Below are 19,890 nucleotides of genomic sequence, written 5' to 3'. Positions count from 1 at the left end.
CCCGGCATTCCCCTCAAGCAACGCTGCGAGAATCCATGATCATTTCCGCCTCTACCGACTATCGCGCCGCGGCCCAACGCAAGCTGCCCCCCTTCCTCTTCCACTACGCCGACGGCGGCGCCTACGCCGAGCACACGTTGCGCCATAACGTCTCGGACCTGGCCAGCATCGCCCTGCGCCAGCGCGTGTTGAAGAACATGTCCGAGCTCAGCCTGGAAACCCAGCTGTTCGACGAAACCCTGAGCATGCCCGTGGCCCTGGCCCCGGTCGGCCTGACCGGCATGTACGCCCGCCGTGGCGAAGTCCAGGCCGCGCGCGCCGCCGCAGCCCATGGCATCCCGTTCACCATGTCGACGGTATCGGTGTGCCCGATCGAGGAAGTCGCACCGGCCATCAACCGGCCGATGTGGTTCCAGCTGTACGTGCTCAAGGACCGCGGCTTCATGCGCAATGCGCTGGAGCGGGCCAAGGCGGCCGGGGTCAAGACCCTGGTGTTCACCGTCGACATGCCCGTACCCGGCGCCCGCTACCGCGACGCCCACTCCGGCATGAGCGGCAAAAACGGGCCGATGCGCCGCGTGCTACAAGCCATGACCCACCCTGAATGGGCGTGGGACGTCGGCGTGATGGGCCGCCCGCACGACCTCGGCAACATCTCCAAATACCGTGGCAACCCCACGGGCCTTGCCGACTACATCGGCTGGCTGGGCAACAACTTCGACCCGTCGATCTCCTGGAAAGACCTGGAGTGGATCCGCGACTTCTGGGAAGGCCCGATGATCATCAAGGGCATCCTGGATGCCGACGATGCCCGCGACGCGGTCAAGTTCGGTGCCGACGGCATCGTCGTGTCCAACCACGGCGGCCGCCAGCTCGACGGCGTGTTGTCCAGCGCCCGTGCCCTGCCGGCGATTGCCGACGCGGTGAAAGGCGACCTGAAGATCCTCGCCGACTCCGGCATCCGCAGCGGCCTCGACGTGGTGCGCATGATCGCCATGGGCGCCGACACCGTACTGATCGGCCGCGCCTTCCTCTGGGCCCTCGCCGTGCATGGCGAAGCCGGGGTGAAGAACCTGCTCGAACTGTTCGAGAAGGAAATGCGCGTGGCCATGGTGCTGACCGGCGCCAAGTCGATCAGCGAGATCACCCGCGACTCGCTGGTCCGCGAACTGGGCGCCTGAACGCGCCCCCACGAAACACCGCCTGATTGACCGGGGCATGCGGCGCACCAGACGCCGTGGCCCCGCGAGGAGATTGCATGAGCCTGCCCGCTGCGTTCCTGCGTGATGTCGAGCGCCTGATACCTGCCGAACGCCGTTTCGATGACCCAACCTCCACCCTGGCCTTTGGCACCGATGCCAGCTTCTATCGGCTGATCCCCAAGCTGGTGGTGCGCGTCGAGTCTGAAGACGAAGTGGTCGGCCTGCTGCAGTTGGCCCAGCGCGAGCGCGTGCCGGTGACCTTCCGCGCCGCCGGCACCAGCCTGTCTGGGCAGGCCATCAGCGACTCGGTACTGATTGTGCTCGGCGACAACTGGAACGGCCGCGAGATCCGCGGCCAGGGTGAGCAGATCCGCCTGCAGCCCGGCGTCATCGGCGCCCAGGCCAACGCCTGGCTGGCCCCCTACGGCCGCAAGATCGGCCCAGACCCCGCCTCGATCAACGCCTGCAAAATCGGCGGCATCGTCGCCAACAACGCCAGCGGCATGTGCTGCGGCACTGCGCAAAATACCTATCACACCCTCGCAGGCCTGCGCTTGGTACTGGCCGACGGCACCCGCCTGGACAGCGAAGACCCGGCCAGCGTCGCGGCTTTCGAGCACAGCCATGCCGACCTGCTGGAAGCCCTGGCCCGCCTGGGCCGCGAAACCCGCGCCAACACCGAACTGGCAGACCGCATCCGCCACAAGTACCGGCTGAAGAACACCACCGGCCTGTCGCTCAATGCGCTGGTGGACTACGACCAGCCACTCGATATCCTGCAGCACTTGCTGGTCGGGTCTGAAGGCACGCTGGGCTTCATCAGCGCCGTCACCTACGACACCGTGCCCGACCACCCGCACAAGGCCAGCGCACTGCTGGTATTCCCCAGCGTCGAGAGCTGCTGCCGCGCGGTAACCGTGCTCAAGCGCCAGCCCGTTTCTGCCGTCGAACTGCTCGACCGCCGCAGCCTGCGCTCGGTGCAAAACATGCCCGGCATGCCCCTGTGGGTAAAAGGCCTGTCAGACAATGCCTGCGCGCTGCTGATCGAGTCCCGCGCCGCCAGCCAGACGCTGCTGCACGAACAACTGCACCACGTGATGGCATCAATTGCCGACTACCCCCTGGAGCAAAAGGTCGAGTTCAGCGAAGACCCAGCGGTGTACAACCAGCTGTGGAAAATCCGCAAAGACACCTTCCCCGCCGTCGGCGCCGTGCGCCAGACCGGCACCACAGTGATCATCGAAGACGTCACCTTCCCCGTCGAGCAACTGGCCGAGGGCGTCAACCGCCTGATCCAGCTGTTCGACAAACACCACTACGACGAGGCGATCATTTTCGGCCATGCCCTGGAGGGCAACCTGCACTTCGTCTTCACCCAGGGCTTCAACAGCGCCGAAGAAGTCGCGCGTTACCAAGCCTTCATGGACGACGTGGCCCAACTGGTGGCCGTGGAGTTCGGTGGCTCGCTGAAGGCCGAGCACGGCACCGGCCGCAACATGGCGCCGTTCGTGGAACTGGAGTGGGGCCATGACGCCTACCAGTTGATGTGGGCACTCAAACGCCTGCTCGACCCCAACGGCATCCTCAACCCCGACGTAGTGTTGAGCACCGATCCGGACATCCACCTGAAAAACCTCAAGCCCCTGCCGGCTGCCGACGAAATCGTCGACAAGTGCATCGAGTGCGGCTTCTGCGAACCCGTGTGCCCGTCCAAAGGCCTGACCCTCAGCCCACGCCAGCGCATCGTCATGTGGCGTGATATCCAGGCCAAGAAACGCGCCGGCCTCGACACCCGTGCACTGCTCAAGACTTACCAATACCAAGGCCTCGAGACCTGCGCCGCCACCGGCTTGTGCGCCCAGCGCTGCCCGGTCGGCATCAACACCGGCGAGCTGGTGAAGAAGCTGCGCAGCCAGGCCGCCGAGCACGAAAAAACCGCCGACTGGCTGGCCGACCATTTCCACACGGCCTTGAGTGGCGCCCGCCTCACCCTCACCGCCGCCAACACCGCCCGCAAACTGCTCGGCGCCCCACGCCTAAGCCGCCTGACCGCATCGCTGAGCAACGCCAGCAACGGCCGACTGCCCCAATGGACGCCCGCCATGCCCCAGCCGCTGCGCGCCATCGACTTCGGCCCAGCGAGCAACGACGCCCGCCCCCGCGTCGTGTACTTGGCCGCCTGCGTCTCGCGCGTGATGGGCCCCGCCTATGCCGACCGCGAACAAAGCTCGCTGCTGGACAAAACCCGCGCCCTGCTGGAAAAAGCCGGTTACCAAGTCGTGTTCCCCGACAACGCCGACAGCCTCTGCTGCGGCCAGCCGTTCGCCTCCAAAGGTTACCCAGAGCAGGCCGAGCACAAGCGCCAGGAACTGATTAACGCCCTGCTGCACGCCAGCCGCGGCGGCCTCGACCCGATCTACTGCGACACCAGCCCGTGCACCCTGCGCCTGGTGCAAGACCTGGGCGACACCCGCCTGGACCTGTACGACCCCGTGCGCTTCATCCGCACCCACCTGCTGGACAAACTGGAGTTCACCCCCCAGGACGAGCCGGTGGCCGTGCACGTGACCTGCAGCACCCAGCACCTGGGCGAAAGCCAAGCGCTGATCGACCTGGCGCGGCGTTGCAGCAACCAGGTGGTGATCCCGGAAGGTATTCACTGCTGCGGGTTTGCCGGTGATAAAGGCTTTACCACGCCGGAGCTCAATGCCCACGCGCTGCGCAGCCTGAAGGATGCGGTGCAGTATTGCAGCGAAGGCATTTCCACCAGCCGCACCTGCGAAATCGGGTTGTCGAGCCACAGCGGCATCGACTATCACGGCCTGGTGTACCTGGTAGACCGCGTCACCCGCCCGCGTGTTATCTGATGCCTAGCATCGGCTAGGGGTGGTGTGTGGTGTGTTCGCCAAGGCGTTTTCAGCGCCTATGAGATCGAGCGCCGCCCGCGCGGCGCATCGCGAGCAACGCTCGCTCCTACGTTTGTTTCGGGCCAATTATTCCTGGGGCATATGCGCGCGACCGCCTTTGGTGCATGGCGCGATATCGCGTCGAACAAACAAGGCGGTCGCGCGGGCAGGCACAGGCGTGACTGGCCCGAAACAGACGTAGGAGCGAGCGTTGCTCGCGATGCGCCGCGCGGGCGGCGCTCGATCGCACAGGCGCCAAAAATGCCCTGCTCATCTACTCCTACCTCAGGACTAACACTGCCCTCGAAAGCTGCACGCCCCCCTGTAGGAGCTGGCTTGCCTGCGATGGGTCGCACAGCGACCCCACTGGCCCCAACTGACTAACATCATGGCTCGCGCCCCAACACCAGCTCAGCCAACGCCCTGCTCAACTACTTCTACCTCAGGACTAACACTCGCCTTGAAAGCTGCACAGCCCCCTGTAGGAGCTGGCTTGCCTGCGATGGGTCGCACAGCGACCCCACTGGCCTCAACTGACTAACATCACGGCTCGCGCGCCAACACCAGCTCAGCCAACGCCCTACTCATCTGCACGTTATGCACCGAATTCACCAGCATGCCGATACCCGGCTCACCGGCATTGCCGCAAATGTATTCGTCCAACGTGTCTTCAATCCCGCGCATCAGCTGAATGGCGTACAGCAACGCCTCCGGTGAAGGGACCTTGTTGTCGATGGTATAGAACGGACGTGGCGGCGTTTGGCTGGGTGGATCTGGAACAATCTTCTTCATATTTCTCTCTCGTTTGATTGCATGAGGCCCCACCCATTCCCTCTCACAGGAATAGGTGGCAGCTGTACGCGGGGTGAGAGACCGGCCAAACAAGGAGGAAAACCGGCCAGGCACAAGGCCTGCCCGCGCACAGCTACCATGACGGTAAATCTCTTGAATGGAACGGGCTCTCACACCCGGTCGCCAAACCTCAGCGACCCAGGGAAACTAGCCCCAACGCCCATCATCGACAACAGAGAAACCGCTGCAGCGCCAGTAGGATAATTCCCAAACCCATCCACCACGAAGCATTTAGTTTCAAGTTCAGAATCCCCCTACAGCCGCATCATATCGCCCTGCCAGCATCCCGATTGAACCCACGCCAAATCTGCGCAGTCCACTTAACAGGCCCACCTTCCAGAGGCCTTAGAAGGAGACACCCATGAAAGGTACCGCGCTATCGGCCCTGTTCGCGGCCGCCACCTTGTTGGCATCGCCGGTGTTTGCCGCCGACGACCTCTGCACCACCAACCTGCAAAAGATCGATGACAGCATGGTCACCGCCGGCGCCACCTCCGAAGGCCTGGACAAAGCCCTGACCGAGCACGTCGACAAAGCCAAGGCCGCGCAGGCCTCGGGCGACACCAAAGAATGCATCGCCATCACCAGCAAAGTGCTGGAGCGCCTGGAAAAAACCGAAAAAGGCAGCGGCGGCAGCGGTTCGTGACCCCTGGTGCGGGCGACCGGACCAGTTGTCGACGTCGCCCGCGCAATGGCGTATACTCGCCTCACGTGCCGTAAGGTGCGTTAGCTAGAGCTAGTGTGGGGCCGATTAGGATTCGACGCCGGTAGCGAAACTCTAGGTGCATGCCGAGTTGGTAACAGAACTCGTAAATCCACTGTTGCAACTTTCTATAGTTGCCAATGACGAAAACTACGAGGGTTACGCTCTCGCTGCGTAAGCAGCTGAGCCCGCTCTCCTGGTAGCTTCGGCTCCAGCAATCATCAGGGGATGCCTGTAAACCCGAAATGATTGTCATACAGAACAGGATCGTCGTGTAGCACGTTGGGGGCAAAGCGACTAAAACTTACCCAACTCATCCAAAGCACCCTGCCCGTCGGGCGGCTGCGGATTAAATCAGTAGACACGGCTAAGCATGTAGTACCGACAGCGGAGTACTGGCGGACGGGGGTTCAAATCCCCCCGGCTCCACCAAATAATCAATCAAAGACGTCCACGGACGTCTTTTTTTGTGCCTGAAAGCCAGTAAATACGCGGCTTCCAGCGCTTTTGCGGTCTTTCAAGAGTTTTTGAGTTCCAGCCATTCGGGTATTCCAGGCGGTATTCCAGCTCACCCGGTGCTAATCTTTGGAATACCGAATCAGTGCTTGAGGACGATCTCATGCCTGCTCAAAACCTCCGCCTCTCCGATCGACAACTCAAGGGAGTCAAACCCGCGTCCAAGGATTACGTCCTCACGGATGGTGATGGTTTGCAGCTCCGCGTACGCAGCAACGGCTCGTTGCTGTGGAATTTCAATTACCGCGAACCAGTGACCAAGAAGCGCATCAACATCGGCTTCGGGACCTACCCCGAACTGTCACTGGCGAACGCACGAAAGAAGGCAGTCGAAGCCCGCGAGCTGCTCGCTCAAGGCATCGATCCGAAGGTGCAGCGCAATACGTTGAATGAAGCCAAACGCGCGGAAACCGAACACACCTTCGAGAACGTGGTCACCGCCTGGTTTGAACTCAAGAAAGACTCGGTGACCCCTGCCTACGCCGAGGACATCTGGCGGTCGCTCACGCTGCACGTGTTCCCCGATTTGAAGACGACACCACTCACCAAAATCACCGCGCCGATGGTGATCGGACTGCTTCGCCCAATCGAAGCGAAAGGCAGCCTGGAGACGGTCAAGCGACTTAGCCAGCGGCTAAACGAGATCATGACCTACGGCGTAAACTCCGGCCTGATCTTCGCCAACCCGCTCACCGGCATCAGGGCAGTATTCAAGAAGCCCAAGAAAGAAAACATGGCTGCCCTTCCGCCCGAAGAGCTCCCGGAGCTCATGCTGGAGATCGCGAACGCCAGCATCAAACGCACCACCCGCTGCCTGATTGAATGGCAGTTGCACACGATGACTCGCCCCGCCGAGGCGGCGACTACTCGCTGGGCAGACTTCGACTTTGAAAGGCGCGTTTGGACTATCCCTGCGGAGCGGATGAAGAAGCGCCGCCCACACAGCATTCCTTTGAGTGATCACGCTGTCGCGTTGTTGGAGTCACTGAAGACTCATAGCGGCCATCGCGAGTACGTCTTCCCGGCTGACAGAAACCCGCGTACTCATGCCAATAGCCAAACGGCCAACATGGCATTGAAACGCATGGGGTTCCAGGATCGGTTGGTTAGTCACGGCATGCGCTCGATGGCCAGCACCATCTTGAATGAACATGGGTGGGACCCGGAGCTCATCGAGGTCGCACTGGCACATGTCGACAAGGATGAGGTGCGCAGCGCCTACAACCGAGCAGACTACATCGAACGCAGGCGACCGATGATGGCCTGGTGGAGTGAGTACATCCAGAAGGCCGCCACCGGCAGCCTGCTCGCCTCAGCGTACGGCCAAGTCAGAGACAAGAACGTGGTGCCGATACGCTAGCGCTCTGCAGGCGCATCAACGGCAGCAACAACAATTGAGCGCTCAGGATTCAGGGAAAGCAGCCTCGTTTATCCGCTTGTCAGCGCGGGTCCATCCAAACAGGGCTGCAAAGCCGCCCTGTTTGGATGGACCTCACTTTGAAGAGCTAAAAGCCACGACGTTGCCCAGGATTTACCACGGAGTTCCACCGGTGGATAACCGCTTTTCACGCCCCCAAGAGCCCTGAATTTCGGCCCTTGACCGGGTTTATCCACAGGCGTAGAACTGACCGTGCAAATGCTGTCGATGACAGCACCCCAGGTGACCCGAACCTTAAAGGTCACGCCGCTCCCGCGGTGGTTCTCCCCAAGGGCGATTCGCATCCGGCAGCTCGCCCGGTCACCTTCCCGGTGATGGATGCTCTTACACCTATGGCCCTCGTGCGCCAGATACACCGTACCTCGCTGCCCTGCAGCAACCTATCCGCTTGGCCAACTACTGCGCCAACCTGTGCCCGTCTCTTTCTGTGGAAAGAGACGGGCACTTCTAATACTGCTGCAGCCCTGATCGCACAAGGCTTTGCGGCATTCCTCCTCGTGACAATCGGCGTGACAAACGCCGATGTCAGCAGCAACAGCGCTGTAGATGATGGTGCCGCAGACCAGGGAATGGACTGCACCTGACTGACTGTCAGGCATGCCCCGGTCATCGCATTGCTGCTTGCACCTGGCTCAGGATCTCGCGGCACTGGTCTCGTCAGCCAATGCAGCCTCTACCCGCCCACCGGTAACGGTGCTCAGGAGGCCAGATCATGAGATGCCCTTGCTCCCGGACGTAAGGAGCCGCCAGTCCCGCGTTAGAGGACACCCCCCAGGTCGCAGGGGCCTTGATCCCTGCTAACACTCAGCATTCTTGGCGGGATGACGTGGGGCTAGGACTGGAGAGCAGAAGATGAGGTGAGCGATATGGCATTGGTGGGTAGACGCGATGGTCGGAATTTCGGTTACGGCAGGCAATTGAGCTACGCAGGGCCGCAGGCGCTGAAAGATATGTTCGGCGGTGGCCATTACGGCACGGTCAAAGCGCACAGTGATCGGTGGCAGGCATTCGTGAAATGGTGCCGCTCCGAGCAGGGGCCCGGCATTAATGATGCGCGGCAGATTGATCGGAAGGTGTTGGCCGACTATGCGGCGTATCTGCGCGACGTGGTTGGGCGCGGTGACCTCGCCGTCAGCACCGCACAAAATCGGCTATCCAGCGTTAACAGGGCCATGGCGGCGCTTCGCGGTGATCCGTACGTGAAGTTGACAAGTCCGAGCAAGGCGTTGGGTATGCAGCGCACCGGGGTTCGACAGTCAGTGCCGCAAGGCCAGGATCGCGAGCAGGTGAAGCAGATCGTCGAGGCGCTTTGCAGCCAACATCAGCAACGCGCCGCCGCGCTTGTTCTGTTGGCGCGAGCCACCGGCATGCGCTTGCGTGAGGCCATCTTGGCTGACCTACCACGGCTATGCCGTGAGGCTAACGAGCTAGGCAGGATTAACATTCAGGATGGTACCAAAGGCGGCCGCGCCGGCGCCTCGGCGCCACGTTGGATAGCAGTGGACGACCATATTCGTGGCGCACTTCGATTCGCATGGCAGGCGTCACCTGCAGGTAGCCGCAACCTGATTGCGCCAGACGAAAGCTACGTCAATCTCCTACAGCAAATCATCCGCCCTGCGCGGGACATCCTGCATACACACTACCTCAAAGGCTTCCATGAGCTACGAGCGGCGTATGCATGTGAGCGTTATGAGCGAATCACCCAACACCGTGCGCCTATCAACGGCGGCCAATGTTGCCAGACCGATAGGCATCTTGATCGTGAGGCCCGGAAACAAATCAGCTATGAGCTGGGGCACGGCCGGATCGATGTGGTTGCTGCCTACGTAGGGGGAAGGCCATGAGTAAACCATTCGATATGGAACTGTTCTTGGCCGGCGTGTTGACCGGTTCCCACGCAACCCGACAACGCCATGTACGCCAGGCGAAAATCATCCAAGCTAAAATTTCAGAGCGCTGGCAGCGAGAAACACCTCGACGTTGGCAGAGGAAGCATTTGGTTTGGTATCTAGAAAATTGCATAAGCCAGCGAAGTAACGCGACGCGGTATTACTATTTGCTAACTGTGCGCTTACTCGTTCGTCGATTAGGCAAATCATGGGTACTCCACAGCAAGCGCTAGACACTACCCAGACGACGGCTTTCGGTAAGCTGACTTGCGGGTGAATCTGTACCGGGGGTTTGACTCAAGAATTCAAGGCATTGATCTATTTCGAGATCAGGCACCGAGCAGGAAACGTTCGCGATGCCACCGTAAATATGCCCGATGCTCGTTGGCCAGCCAGCGCAATGTCATGCCTGAGTGGATACCAAGGCGGTGGAGATCATTTTTGGATATGCGACCAGCGATTAGCAGATTTCCGTCATCATCAAAGCTGATCATAAAACGATCAAAAAGTGCATCAAGGTGAGCCACGAGCAGGAAGCCGTTGAAGGAATCTAGCCGTTCGACATCGTCGGCGCATTGCGCCCAAGGCTTGGCGTGACTGGCCCGAAGTATTTCAGTAACGGTGACGCCGGTCACCGCACAGGCACCGCCCCAGTAGATCAATAGAGCATCTCGAAAACGATCTTGCCCTACGCGCTGGCGCACCAAGCGTTCGACTTCTGTACCACCGCTTTCGCTCGGTAAGTCTGCTAATGCCTGCGCAACTGCCGTGTGGTAATCGCGTACAGCCTGATTCGGTAACGTCTGTGACAGGCTGGCCGCACGGCGGAGCAATGTCGACAGATCGGCTAGGGTTGGCACGCAGAATGCTTCATCTACCCCCGCCCACAGCTTAAAGCTGCGCAATAACTCCGGTATCAGCGCCGGTGAAGCGGGCTGCAAACGCACCTCAAAGCCGCCGGCTATCGGCACCATTGCCGCACTGCTTCGGTGACGCGCCGAAGCCAGTATCACGGTATTATCAAGGGCGGGCAGTACATACTCGAAGCCGTTGTCATGGCCTGCTTTCTCGATCAAGGCACGCTGTAAAGGATTCACTGCGATACTCATGTCAACGGCTCAGGATCCGCACCCAGGCGTCTACGAAGAAGAAGGCCATTCTCGTTATCGGATGAAAGTCTGAGACGCTCAAAAGACTTGAAAGCCTCAGTGGGTTCAGTTGAAGTGGTGACAATGTACTGGAACGAATCACTTCCACTCGATGCTATGTGACTAAGCAAAGACCATAGTATGGCCTCGCTCATTTCCGCCTCGCGAGGTGAGTCATGCAGAAGGAAGCCAGGGTGAAAGCTTTCCTCTTTCGTGCTATCTAGCAAGCAGGCCACATCTCCAGCCAGGATTTCTAGAACCTTGAATGTCGTTGAATGCATTGGCCCCATTTGAAAGGGGTGATTGCGGTGCTTCTCGTCATCGTTGAAAATGCCCCACCGGAAAGAGGGTAGAGATTTGGCAACAGCCTGCATGCCGTCACTGATGACACGGCGACGCCCCTTCACCGCCTCGCGTTCTCTCTCAAGTTGTATTTGAAGCTGCTCATGGCGACGCTGGGTCGATTCTAGTTTGCGCTCTATTGCTTCGGTGTTGGCCGACTGTGATCTGCCTGATGCGATGCTTTCGTAATATTCGTAGTCTTCGATGGCCTCGTCGAGAAGCTGATGTGCAGAGAGGGATTGTGCGTATTTTGCATCCAGTTCAGTATGCTGCTGCTCTATTGCTGCCAGTTGTGCACCGATAGGCGCTGTCTCGTCCTTCAATTCATTTAGCCGGTCGCGCAGGGGCGGGAGCTCTCTTTCAAGAGAATCCTTAGATCGTTGATACCCCGCGATACGCTGCTTTCGATCGATTTGCGTCTGGTCGATACGCTCGATCACATAACTGCAATCCTTGAGCAAGCGATTTCCTGCATCGCAGCGTGTTGGCAGCCGTTGTTGCAATGACGAAGCCTCATTTTGCAACTCTTCTACTCGCTGGATATCGCCAGCAATCAATGCCTCCACTTGCTGAATCTCGTTGGCGAGAAGATCCGTGAGGCTTTTTAGTGGCGCTCGCCTTTCCACCCATTCTTGGTGATCAGTTGCAAGAATTTGTCGTTCAGTCTCGATTGACCGCAATTCCTGCTGATAGGCCTCATACCTTTGCTTGGCGAAGCCAATCAGGTTTGGATGCTCAAGGAGACCATCCTGCCGGAACGGAGTAGCTGCGGGGGCACTGAGGCGTCGAGTTAATTGGCGGCGCACATGTTTCAGCAAGCGCGCGGGCTCCTCGCGCAATGCTTGCAGCTGTGATTTTTGCTGCTCTATCTCTTTGGCTGCGCTATCCAAATCGCGCAGTGTTGTAGCGTTGTGCAGCAGACCCAGCACGATTTGCATAAGTGCCGCAGGGGACTTCGCTGGCAGGCTGAATCCAACCCCATCCGCGCGCCATTGGTAATAGTTGTTATAGCGAGCATTCTGATCGCGGGAACACCAAGCCAGAATCTGATGCCACTCGATTTTTTGTTTCGACATTGGCAGTTCTTTAACGGGCAGGATTTCTACCAGATGTTGGCGTAGAGCAGCTTGGTAGGCGTTGAATTCGTTCTCGGCTTCACCTGTGGCCAACTGCCGCCAATCGGCGGTGCGTGATGCTCGGTAATGCTTCTGATACAGCCATGGTTTCAGAACATTCCAGACTTCACCGCCTATATGAACGCGGGCGGCTACTGCGCCTTCCTTCAATTCGCGACTGCTCAACAACTCATCGCGTAAGGTCGAACCATTCGACCAGAGCGGATCATCCAGTACAAAACGCACAAATTGGCAGAATGCTGTTTTACCTACACCGTGCCCTGAACTGCCTGACCCTGGTGGCGATACGATCAGGTTCAGCCCGCGCTGCAATGAAACTTCGCGCAACGGCTGTAGGGCTGTCAGGGAGTCCAGAAACCACAGCCTTTCCACCCATAGACGCGGTTTGGCAGGGTTTGTAGGAAAAGTTGCAGCATCGACCATATGCATTTATCCCCGTTTGAGTACATTGTCCGTGTGTGCAGTAGATGTCGAGCCTGCCAGCGCTTCCGTCAAAGCAACTTCTTTCTGGCGGCGCGCTTCGATCAAGGCGTGAGCCAGAGATTCCGTGCGATGGTCGCCAATGATGCTGTGCAGTGCTTCCAAGTTGCGAATGGACAGCGATGCTGTCACGGCTACGCCAAATAGATCACGAAGCCAACCGCAAATATTTGTCCAGCGTACCGTGCTCACAGGCGCCAGCCAATCATGCAGCCACTCCGCATGCGGAGTGCCTTCTGGCAGCCGTACTTCCAGAATACGTCGCAAGCGATTGTCATCACACTCTCCGACGTGTACTAGCACATCGCATATCAGACCAGCCAGCCAATCCTCCGCCTCGGACGCTGGTGTGCCGCCATCGGCATAGATTGGAAGCGGCGCGGTACGTCGCGTCGGTTTGAGTGCTGGTATGGCTACTGGCTGCTGTACTTCCAACGCATCCCAGGCATCCAGCACCAACCTTTGCGTGCGATATTCACCGAACTCCTTTAGCTCTTTGTTCTTGAGTACCCGGAAGGTCTCGCTGGGGTAGTCTTCCCCCATGACGTCGGCTGGGTCGAGGATGTAGCGGAGTTCATCGCGAGTTAGACCGTAGAGTTTGGCGTAGTAGGCGTCGAGTTCGGCGCGCAGGATAGCTCGGCGGCCGGGGGCGAAGGCAAAGGGCTGCCCGCAGTATCCCAGATCTTGCGCCCAGGCGGCGAGGTCGTGGGTGGTATAGGTGAGTTCTAGGACGCGCGGGATGATAAAGTCGAGGCCGGCTTCGGTGTAGTGGCCTGGCGGCAAGATGGGAAACTGCTTCAAATAGCCGTAAGTCAGGTGCGTGCCACCCACTTTCACACGGGCACAGTAATCAAGCACCAACGAGCAGAAATTGCCCAACAAGACGGCTGTCAGGCGTGCATCCGCCGTAGTGGTGAAGAGTGGCATGGTGTGCCCCACTCCCACCCTCGGCACCACCGACGCAACCACTGTCCGTTCTACAGAGCGTAATGCAATATCCCGCCAACCCATTAACCACTTTGCTTCCCATTGCCAGGTAACTCGGCCATCGCGGTCGCATTTGCATAGGCGCTCTTCTACCTCGGCACGACTAACCCAGTAGCGTGGTGTCACGGTGAAGTCTGACGATGCCTTTTCGACATTAGTGATATCGCGGCTGTTACCGTCCTCCGTGTAGGTGGCCCAGCGGTGGTCGAACTGATGGATGAGTTTGGCCTCGAAAAGCGGCAATCGATCGTGGGCGGGCTCATTCTTGAACAGATGGCTGTCGTTCGCCATGTGGAACATGGTCATGAACGAGATGCCCCACGGGTTTTGCGCAAGCGTTGTCTTGGCCTGCTTGCCTTCCCCTTCGGTCACCGCATCGCGTATCAACACTGGCGCGGCGCGATAGAGCTTTTTGGTCAGTTCCGCATCGCGCTCGCTGCGGAATACCGGGCAAGTCCGCGTATTAGGGTTGATGAGGCGGAATTCATCTGGTGTGAGGGTGAACCATTTTGCTGGCTCGTAGAGATCCTCAATCGTCTTTGCATCAAAAAGAAATTCTGCTGCAACGGAATTTCCTAAGGTCAGCAAACAGAACGACTTTCTATCGTCTGTTGCCTTGAACCACGCACGTACCTCATAAAAGCTAATCAGCTTTGCTAATCGTCGCGCGCTGGTTAGATAGCCAAAGTAAGCCTTGGTGCTGTCGTCGGTGGCGATGCCAGTGGGCACGATGAAACCAGCACGGCCGCTGTCGGCATGGATTTGCAGAATTGTTTCAGCAAACAGCGCGTAGGTGTTCACATCGCCTACGCCCGTAAGCGGATAGCGACCTCCGTCGTCGCCTTTGACGTGGGCAAACAGGCTAGCGGCTTCCGCCGTGCGGCGGGCACTGATGAACTCCCGATACAGGCGTTGTTCGGCAGCATCTTCTTGCGTCTCATGGACCAGCTCGGGGTAGAGGTGGCGCGCCAGCATGCCTTCGCTGAGCCACTGGATGCGTTGGGCGCGCTCGGCCTTGTTACGTGCTCCCGCTACGTCGCGGTGACGGGTGGCGAAGAATTCTTCTTCTTGCAGCTTGATGCGCTCCCATGGCGGGTTGCCCAGAACGCAGTCGAAACCGCCTTGCGCAAACACCTGCGGAAAGGCCAGTGGCCAATGGAACACACGAGCTTCCGCGCAGGCTTGCCGGGCGGCTTCCAGCGCGGCCTGCTGATCGGCAGGCAGAGTACTGCCCAAGAGGGTCAAATAAAGTGTGGCCGTGGTGGGGATGGCCTGAGCATTACCTTCGGTTTTGGGCAATAGGTAGGCCCCCAGCAGCAGATCGGCGGCCTGCGCCAGCAGACCGGTGCGGGCGGTATGCAGGTAGCGCTCGTAGGCTTGAGCCTTGGCGGCGATCTGCTCGGTGCTGTCTTCGGACAGAGCTTCCAGTGCTCGCAATGCGGAGAGGCCATTGTCGTGTCGCTGCACGAACTCGGTCTGGCCGAAAGCATGTGCGGTGCGTTTCTTCTCCAGGTCTTTGAGCGCGGCGGCATTGATCTTAACCAGTGTCTTGCACAAGTCTTTGCTGTCGCCGCTAAGGGGCTTGAAAGCGTCCTTGGCAATACCATGTTCAAGCGCTTGCAGATCAATCAAGCCGAGCAGGGCATCGCCGACTTGCAGGTGGTGATCGAGAAAGCCCAGCGGACGGCCTTCTTCGTAGCCCTCCAGCCACAGGGCCATGCGCGCCAGTTCGATGGCCATGGGATTGCGATCCACGCCATAGATGCAGCGGGCCACCACTTCGCGCAGAGCATGGCGGTAGTCCTGGGGCTGGATGGCGCCTTCTTGCCCGCCCTCGAGGCTACGCAACTGGGCTAGTTTTTCCGCCAGACGACGGGCGGCGGCGAGCAGGAAGTGGCCGCTGCCGCAGGCGGGGTCGATGACCCGGATGGCGAGCAGTGCTGCTGTGGGGTTGGCCGGGTTGGCGGCCAGGCGTTGTTCGATGACTGGTTCCAGTGCACTCTTGATCAACTCCTGCACCAGACTATCGGGTGTGTAGTAGCTGCCGGTGAGTTTGCGGGCGTTGCCAGCTGTACTACCTTCCTCGGTGCGGCCGACAAAATCGAAAGTGCGGGCTGGCAGATCGATGGTGGGCACCAATTCCAGCAGGCTTTCATAGACGCTGCCCAACTCTTCCGGCCCCATGTTGCGGTAGTCCACCGGGGTCAGGCTGTTGCCCTTGCCCTGGGCGACCACCGCCCATCGTAGGTGTTTTAGGGCGGAGAGCAGATGGGCGTTATCCAGGCTGGCAGCATCCAGGTCGGGGCATTGCTCGGGGGTGAATAGGCCGCCCAATGCAGGCAGCGCCAGGCGAGGCTCGCCCTGGGCCAGACCGCGGAAAACGATGCGGATGGCCTGCCATTGATCATCGTACCGGGTGCGGGCACGGCGCTTGAGGCACAGCTCGCGCAGTCGGGCCAGGGCGTAGCCTTCGGCATAGGCGCGGCGGGCGGTCAGAGATTCGCTGCTGTCATCCTGCGGGTGCAGCACGCCACGCTCTTCGACGGTGAAGACGAAGATTAGCCGGTAAATCAGGCGCAGCAGTTGCTGGAAGTAGGCGTCCTTGCTTAGCGCGCCATTGTCTAGGGCAGTGCGCAGGGCTTGGTTGCCAGGGTGTTGCAGGAAGCCCGCACCTAGTGTCAGCAGGGCTTGTTCAACACCGTGGCGCAGGCCTTCGCGCACACGGGTGCCCTCAATCTGTCCGGCTTCGCGCCATTGTTCCCAGATACAGATGCCCTCGGCCCCGTCGGGAGAGCGGAGGTGCGGGGCGCGGCTGGCATGCAGCAGGCGCCAGACGTTGGCGAACTCGGCATAACGCTGGCCGCCGAGCAGGTCGGCTAGATCTACTTCGAGAAAGCTGGGGCGGGTCAGCGATGCGGCGTCGCGCAGCAGACGCAGTTGCTTACCGTTGCTGGCGATGCCCCAGAGATGCTCCGGGCTGGCGCTGAGTAGCTCCTGCATAGTCTGAAAAGGAGCTTTTTTGCGACTTCCGCTGCCGATGACGGCAAACTGTGAGTCGGCTTCATCCAGCCCGAGGCTATGCGGTGCGACCAGCACCGGGAAGTATCCGGCCGTGAGGCTGACTGGGTAGCACAGTTCGCCTACCTGCTGCGCTTGCGCAGGTTGCAGGGTGGTATAGCCGAAAGCGTCGCGCAGCAGTTCATGGATAAAAGCAGTGGTGAGCTGTGCAGCATCGAGGTCGGCGCGCTCCATCTGTGCGGCGAAATGCTGCCACTGGGCGCAAGCGATCTGGAAGGCGCGACTGTATTCATCCTTGAGCTTGACGCCCTTAGGCGTGCCGTAGTCGGTCTCAAGCTGGGCGCTGGCCCGGCCCTGGGCGGCTTTTTCCAATTGGTCGGGCAGAAACAGCCCGCCTTCAAGCCTGAGGGTAGGCAAGTTCAGCATGGCCTGGGTTTTGCGAATGCGTTTCATGGTTCTTCTTCTCTAGGCCAAGGCTTACAACGAGTCAGGCAATAGCACATATACGCCCATCACATCGACCGGCAGACAGGGGCTGACGCTGTACTGGCCGACGTCGCGGGTGGCCTCACGCACGCGTTGGTGGTCGGCCAGCAGGGCGTCGGCCCGCTGCAAGGCGAGCGCTTGCAATTGCTGCGGGTGCGCGGCGAGGAAGTCGAGCGCGGTGCGCACTTCGCGCTGTACGGCCTCCGCAGACAAGTTGCCACTAGGCGTACATTCGAGCAGGCGGCTCACGCCGTCGTCGACCAGCCATTGCGGAGCTTTGCGGCCCCGTACGGCCAGAGCCACGGTTTCCTCGGCCATCATCTGGAAGGGTTCGCGGCGGCGTACGTAACTGAGCTGGTGGCGCAGTCGCAGTAGGTAGAGGGTGGTAACGACTTCGACGTCTTCAGTCAGGGTGGCGGCGCAACGGGCGGCCAACGGGTTTTCGCTACCAAGCGCACCTTCCAGCAGGTGTTGGGCCAGTAGGCTCACCAGCGGGTGGCTACGGTGAAGTTCGCTGAGGTCTAAGGTCAGAGGCGCGATAATGCCTTCATCGGCCAGGCGCTGGCGCAGGGTTTCGGGCAGGTGCTGTAGCATGACGCGTGCGGCCTGCTTGCGGCCAGCCTCCAGCGGCGCCCCCAGCCGCACGCAGGCGCTTTGCAGGAAGCGCTGCACGTCGATCTGAGTGCCCAAGGCTTGCTGCTGCTTGTGCCACTCGGGCAGCACTTCGTCGGGGCGAATACGGCGCTGGGCGAACACGGTGCGGTTGGCCTTGGCTTTTTCTAGGGCGTCTTGCCATTGAGCTTGCAGTGGCTGCAATTCGACGTTGGCTTCAATAAATAGATCAGGCGTATAGGGCGTTGCCATTCGTTCGCGGCGCATAAGGGCGGCCTTGATCAGCGCCTGATTGATGCGAGCTTCGTCTTCGGGCAGCGGAACCAGCACGCCCAGCTCCTTCTGGATGGCCTCGCCTTTCTTGAGGATGACGTTGAGAACAAAGCCATCCACCGGGTTGTCCTGCCCGTACAGCATGGTGCAGCGCACCTCTTCGGCCTGTTGACCGAAACGATCGACACGGCCTTCGCGTTGTTCGTGACGGGTGGGGTTCCACGCCAGGTCGTAATGCACAACGGCGGTGAACAGATGCTGCAGGTTAATGCCTTCGGAAAGGCAGTCGGTAGCGACCAGGATGCGCTGCTCGGCATCCTCCATATCGTCCACACGCTCACGGCGTTCTTCAGGTGTGAACTCGCCGGTCACAGCCTGGACAGTGGCCTTAGGAAAGGCGGCCTTGAGACACTCGGCGACATAATGGGCAGTGGCGATGTAGCGGCAAAACACCACAGGGTGGTAGCCGCCCTTAATCAACTGGCCAGTATGCTGAATGAGCGCGGCCAGTTTGGGGTCGCCCGCTTTGCCACTGAGGCGCTGTGCATCGGCTATCAGGGTTTGCAGGCGGCTGGCATCCCGCATCTGGGTTTGTACCTGGGCAGGCGGCTCCAGGTCGTTGCTGGAGAGGTCGTCGGCTTCGCCATCGTGAAGACGTTCGTCGCTGAGGAGGGAATCATTCGGTAAGGCACCTTCAAGCCGGGTTGTTAGTGCCTTGACAGCAGCAGCGGGCGATGAAGCCACGCAGCGCAGCAATGCCAAGGTGGCGTACCAAATGAGACGGGCTGCGCCCTGTTGATCCTGCTGCTCAACGGTTTCGGCCAGTTCGCGGCAGTAGTCCTGAACGGCGTCAAAGAAAGCCCCCCATTCACCGCTGAGCTGGTAGGTGAGCTCGGTTTTCATCCGGCGGGGAAAGCCACGTCTGTCATCGGTTTCGGCCTGCCATTCAGCAATGTCCTTGCGGCGGCGCTGGACGAAGTGGCGGGCCAGCTCCTGGCGCAGCGGGTCGGAGGTGGTCATGCGACCTTGCAAGGCAGCAAAACGCGGGTCTAGCAGCGACAGCAGGTTGTAGAAGGCGGTTTCGTCGCCGGAGTGTGGCGTGGCGGTGAGCAGAATGAGGTGGCGCTGCTCATCTTTTGCCAAGCGTTGCAGCAATTCAAAGCGCAGTTGTTTGCCCACGCCGCTGCTGGCACAGGTGTGCGCTTCGTCAACGATGATGCATTCGGGGGCGGTGGCGAGGAATTGTTCGCGGTGACGTTCGCTTTTGATGTAATCCAGGCTGACGACGACTATCGGATGGTGGTCGAATAGCCGCCCGCCATGTGGCAGATCGCGCTCGATACGGGCGGCGGAAGCCGAGGTTAGCGCCACAGCCTGAAGGTTGAAGCGGGTTTCCAGCTCGCTTTGCCATTGCTCGACCAGATGCGGCGGGCAAAGGATGGCCAGGCGGCTGATTTCGCCGCGATCCATCAGTTCACGAGCGATCAGGCCGGCTTCGATGGTTTTTCCGATACCCACGTCGTCGGCAATGAGCAGGCGTACGGTGGAAAGGCGTAGCGCCATCAGCAGTGGCACGAGCTGGTAGCCGCGCGGTTCTACAGCAATATTGCCGAAAGAACGGAACGGTCCGGCTCCGGCGCGCAGGGTCAGGCGCAGCGCATCACGAAGCAACAGCGCAGAAGCGTGGTTGCCGGCGCGCGCGGGATCGGGCCACACAAAGGTGGCGGGTTCGATGGGAAGCAATTCCAGCTCAGGGATCAAAGCGATGCTTTCGTCATCTGCACAGCTCAATGGGCGCAGGCGCAACCAGTCACGACGGGAGTCACTTTGCACCACCCATTCGCGGCCACGGGCGCGCACCAGGTTGCCGGGCAGGAAGTTGTGTTCGAGGGCTGTCAT

At 60.1% G+C, this 19,890-nt stretch carries 11 protein-coding genes and 1 other RNA gene; 7 read left to right on the top strand and 5 right to left on the bottom strand.

Translation table 11 applies throughout. The annotated features are described in order from the left end of the window. Nucleotides 1-35: 35 nt before the first annotated feature. A complete protein-coding gene (gene lldD / locus GIB19_RS02295) occupies nucleotides 36-1,181 on the top strand; it encodes an FMN-dependent L-lactate dehydrogenase LldD (RefSeq protein ID WP_027595047.1) in 1,146 nt (381 codons plus the stop codon). Between the two features lie 77 nt (nucleotides 1,182-1,258). Next, nucleotides 1,259-4,069, top strand: coding sequence for an FAD-binding and (Fe-S)-binding domain-containing protein (locus GIB19_RS02290; protein ID WP_274883241.1), 2,811 nt, complete (start codon nucleotides 1,259-1,261; stop codon nucleotides 4,067-4,069). Nucleotides 4,070-4,651: 582 nt separating this feature from the next. Here the strand turns inward: GIB19_RS02290 and GIB19_RS02285 are convergent. Further along, nucleotides 4,652-4,900, bottom strand: a complete 249-nt coding sequence (locus GIB19_RS02285) for a hypothetical protein (RefSeq protein WP_099430486.1) — start codon at nucleotides 4,898-4,900, stop codon at nucleotides 4,652-4,654. A 421-nt stretch (nucleotides 4,901-5,321) separates the two neighbouring features. On the opposite strand from GIB19_RS02285, the gene GIB19_RS02280 reads away from it, so the two are divergent. The 5 genes from GIB19_RS02280 (at nucleotide 5,322) to GIB19_RS02260 (ending at nucleotide 9,742) form a co-directional block, all read left to right on the top strand. After that, a complete protein-coding gene (locus GIB19_RS02280; protein ID WP_099430487.1) occupies nucleotides 5,322-5,606 on the top strand; it encodes a hypothetical protein in 285 nt (94 codons plus the stop codon). Nucleotides 5,607-5,703: 97 nt separating this feature from the next. Next, nucleotides 5,704-6,095, top strand: a transfer-messenger RNA (tmRNA) gene (ssrA, locus tag GIB19_RS02275). A gap of 187 nt (nucleotides 6,096-6,282) precedes the next feature. After that, nucleotides 6,283-7,539, top strand: coding sequence for an integrase domain-containing protein (locus GIB19_RS02270; RefSeq protein ID WP_274883238.1), 1,257 nt, complete (start codon nucleotides 6,283-6,285; stop codon nucleotides 7,537-7,539). 944 nt (nucleotides 7,540-8,483) lie between these two features. Continuing rightward, nucleotides 8,484-9,464 (top strand): integrase domain-containing protein, encoded by a 981-nt coding sequence (locus GIB19_RS02265; RefSeq protein WP_274883352.1) that lies wholly within the window; start codon nucleotides 8,484-8,486, stop codon nucleotides 9,462-9,464. Beyond that, nucleotides 9,461-9,742: a hypothetical protein gene (locus GIB19_RS02260; RefSeq protein ID WP_274883236.1), complete on the top strand. Its 282-nt coding sequence runs from the start codon at nucleotides 9,461-9,463 to the stop codon at nucleotides 9,740-9,742. The genes GIB19_RS02265 and GIB19_RS02260 overlap by 4 nt, the downstream gene beginning before the upstream one ends. Nucleotides 9,743-9,838: 96 nt before the next feature. On the opposite strand, the gene GIB19_RS02255 is transcribed toward GIB19_RS02260, so the two are convergent. Genes GIB19_RS02255 through GIB19_RS02240 form a run of 4 tightly spaced genes read right to left on the bottom strand, consistent with a single transcriptional unit; the run spans nucleotide 9,839 to nucleotide 19,890 of the window. Next, a complete protein-coding gene (locus tag GIB19_RS02255; protein ID WP_274883234.1) occupies nucleotides 9,839-10,618 on the bottom strand; it encodes an HNH endonuclease in 780 nt (259 codons plus the stop codon). Then, nucleotides 10,615-12,564, bottom strand: a complete 1,950-nt coding sequence (locus GIB19_RS02250; protein ID WP_274883232.1) for a chromosome partitioning protein ParA — start codon at nucleotides 12,562-12,564, stop codon at nucleotides 10,615-10,617. The genes GIB19_RS02255 and GIB19_RS02250 overlap by 4 nt, the downstream gene beginning before the upstream one ends. Continuing rightward, on the bottom strand, nucleotides 12,565-17,073 hold the full coding sequence (locus GIB19_RS02245) for an Eco57I restriction-modification methylase domain-containing protein (RefSeq protein WP_274883231.1): 4,509 nt from the start codon (nucleotides 17,071-17,073) through the stop codon (nucleotides 12,565-12,567). Nucleotides 17,074-17,097: 24 nt separating this feature from the next. After that, the gene (locus GIB19_RS02240) at nucleotides 17,098-19,890 is read right to left on the bottom strand and encodes a helicase-related protein (protein WP_274883229.1); all 2,793 of its coding nucleotides are present in this window, start codon (nucleotides 19,888-19,890) and stop codon (nucleotides 17,098-17,100) included.

Source organism: Pseudomonas sp. ITEM 17296, assembly GCF_028895205.1.
GTDB lineage: Bacteria > Pseudomonadota > Gammaproteobacteria > Pseudomonadales > Pseudomonadaceae > Aquipseudomonas > Aquipseudomonas kermanshahensis.
The sequence above is the reverse complement of the archived record's forward strand: the minus strand, read 5'-3'. Positions and strand labels throughout refer to the sequence as shown.

Coding starts and splice junctions, on each gene's coding strand:
- GIB19_RS02260 (WP_274883236.1), top strand. CDS start 9,461: ATGAGTAAACCATTCGATATGGAACTGTTCTTGGCCGGCGTGTTGACC.
- GIB19_RS02265 (WP_274883352.1), top strand. CDS start 8,484: ATGGCATTGGTGGGTAGACGCGATGGTCGGAATTTCGGTTACGGCAGG.
- GIB19_RS02280 (WP_099430487.1), top strand. CDS start 5,322: ATGAAAGGTACCGCGCTATCGGCCCTGTTCGCGGCCGCCACCTTGTTG.
- GIB19_RS02255 (WP_274883234.1), bottom strand. CDS start 10,618: ATGAGTATCGCAGTGAATCCTTTACAGCGTGCCTTGATCGAGAAAGCA.
- GIB19_RS02270 (WP_274883238.1), top strand. CDS start 6,283: ATGCCTGCTCAAAACCTCCGCCTCTCCGATCGACAACTCAAGGGAGTC.
- GIB19_RS02245 (WP_274883231.1), bottom strand. CDS start 17,073: ATGAAACGCATTCGCAAAACCCAGGCCATGCTGAACTTGCCTACCCTC.
- GIB19_RS02285 (WP_099430486.1), bottom strand. CDS start 4,900: ATGAAGAAGATTGTTCCAGATCCACCCAGCCAAACGCCGCCACGTCCG.
- GIB19_RS02290 (WP_274883241.1), top strand. CDS start 1,259: ATGAGCCTGCCCGCTGCGTTCCTGCGTGATGTCGAGCGCCTGATACCT.
- GIB19_RS02250 (WP_274883232.1), bottom strand. CDS start 12,564: ATGCATATGGTCGATGCTGCAACTTTTCCTACAAACCCTGCCAAACCG.
- lldD (WP_027595047.1), top strand. CDS start 36: ATGATCATTTCCGCCTCTACCGACTATCGCGCCGCGGCCCAACGCAAG.
- GIB19_RS02240 (WP_274883229.1), bottom strand. CDS start 19,890: ATGACAGCCCTCGAACACAACTTCCTGCCCGGCAACCTGGTGCGCGCC.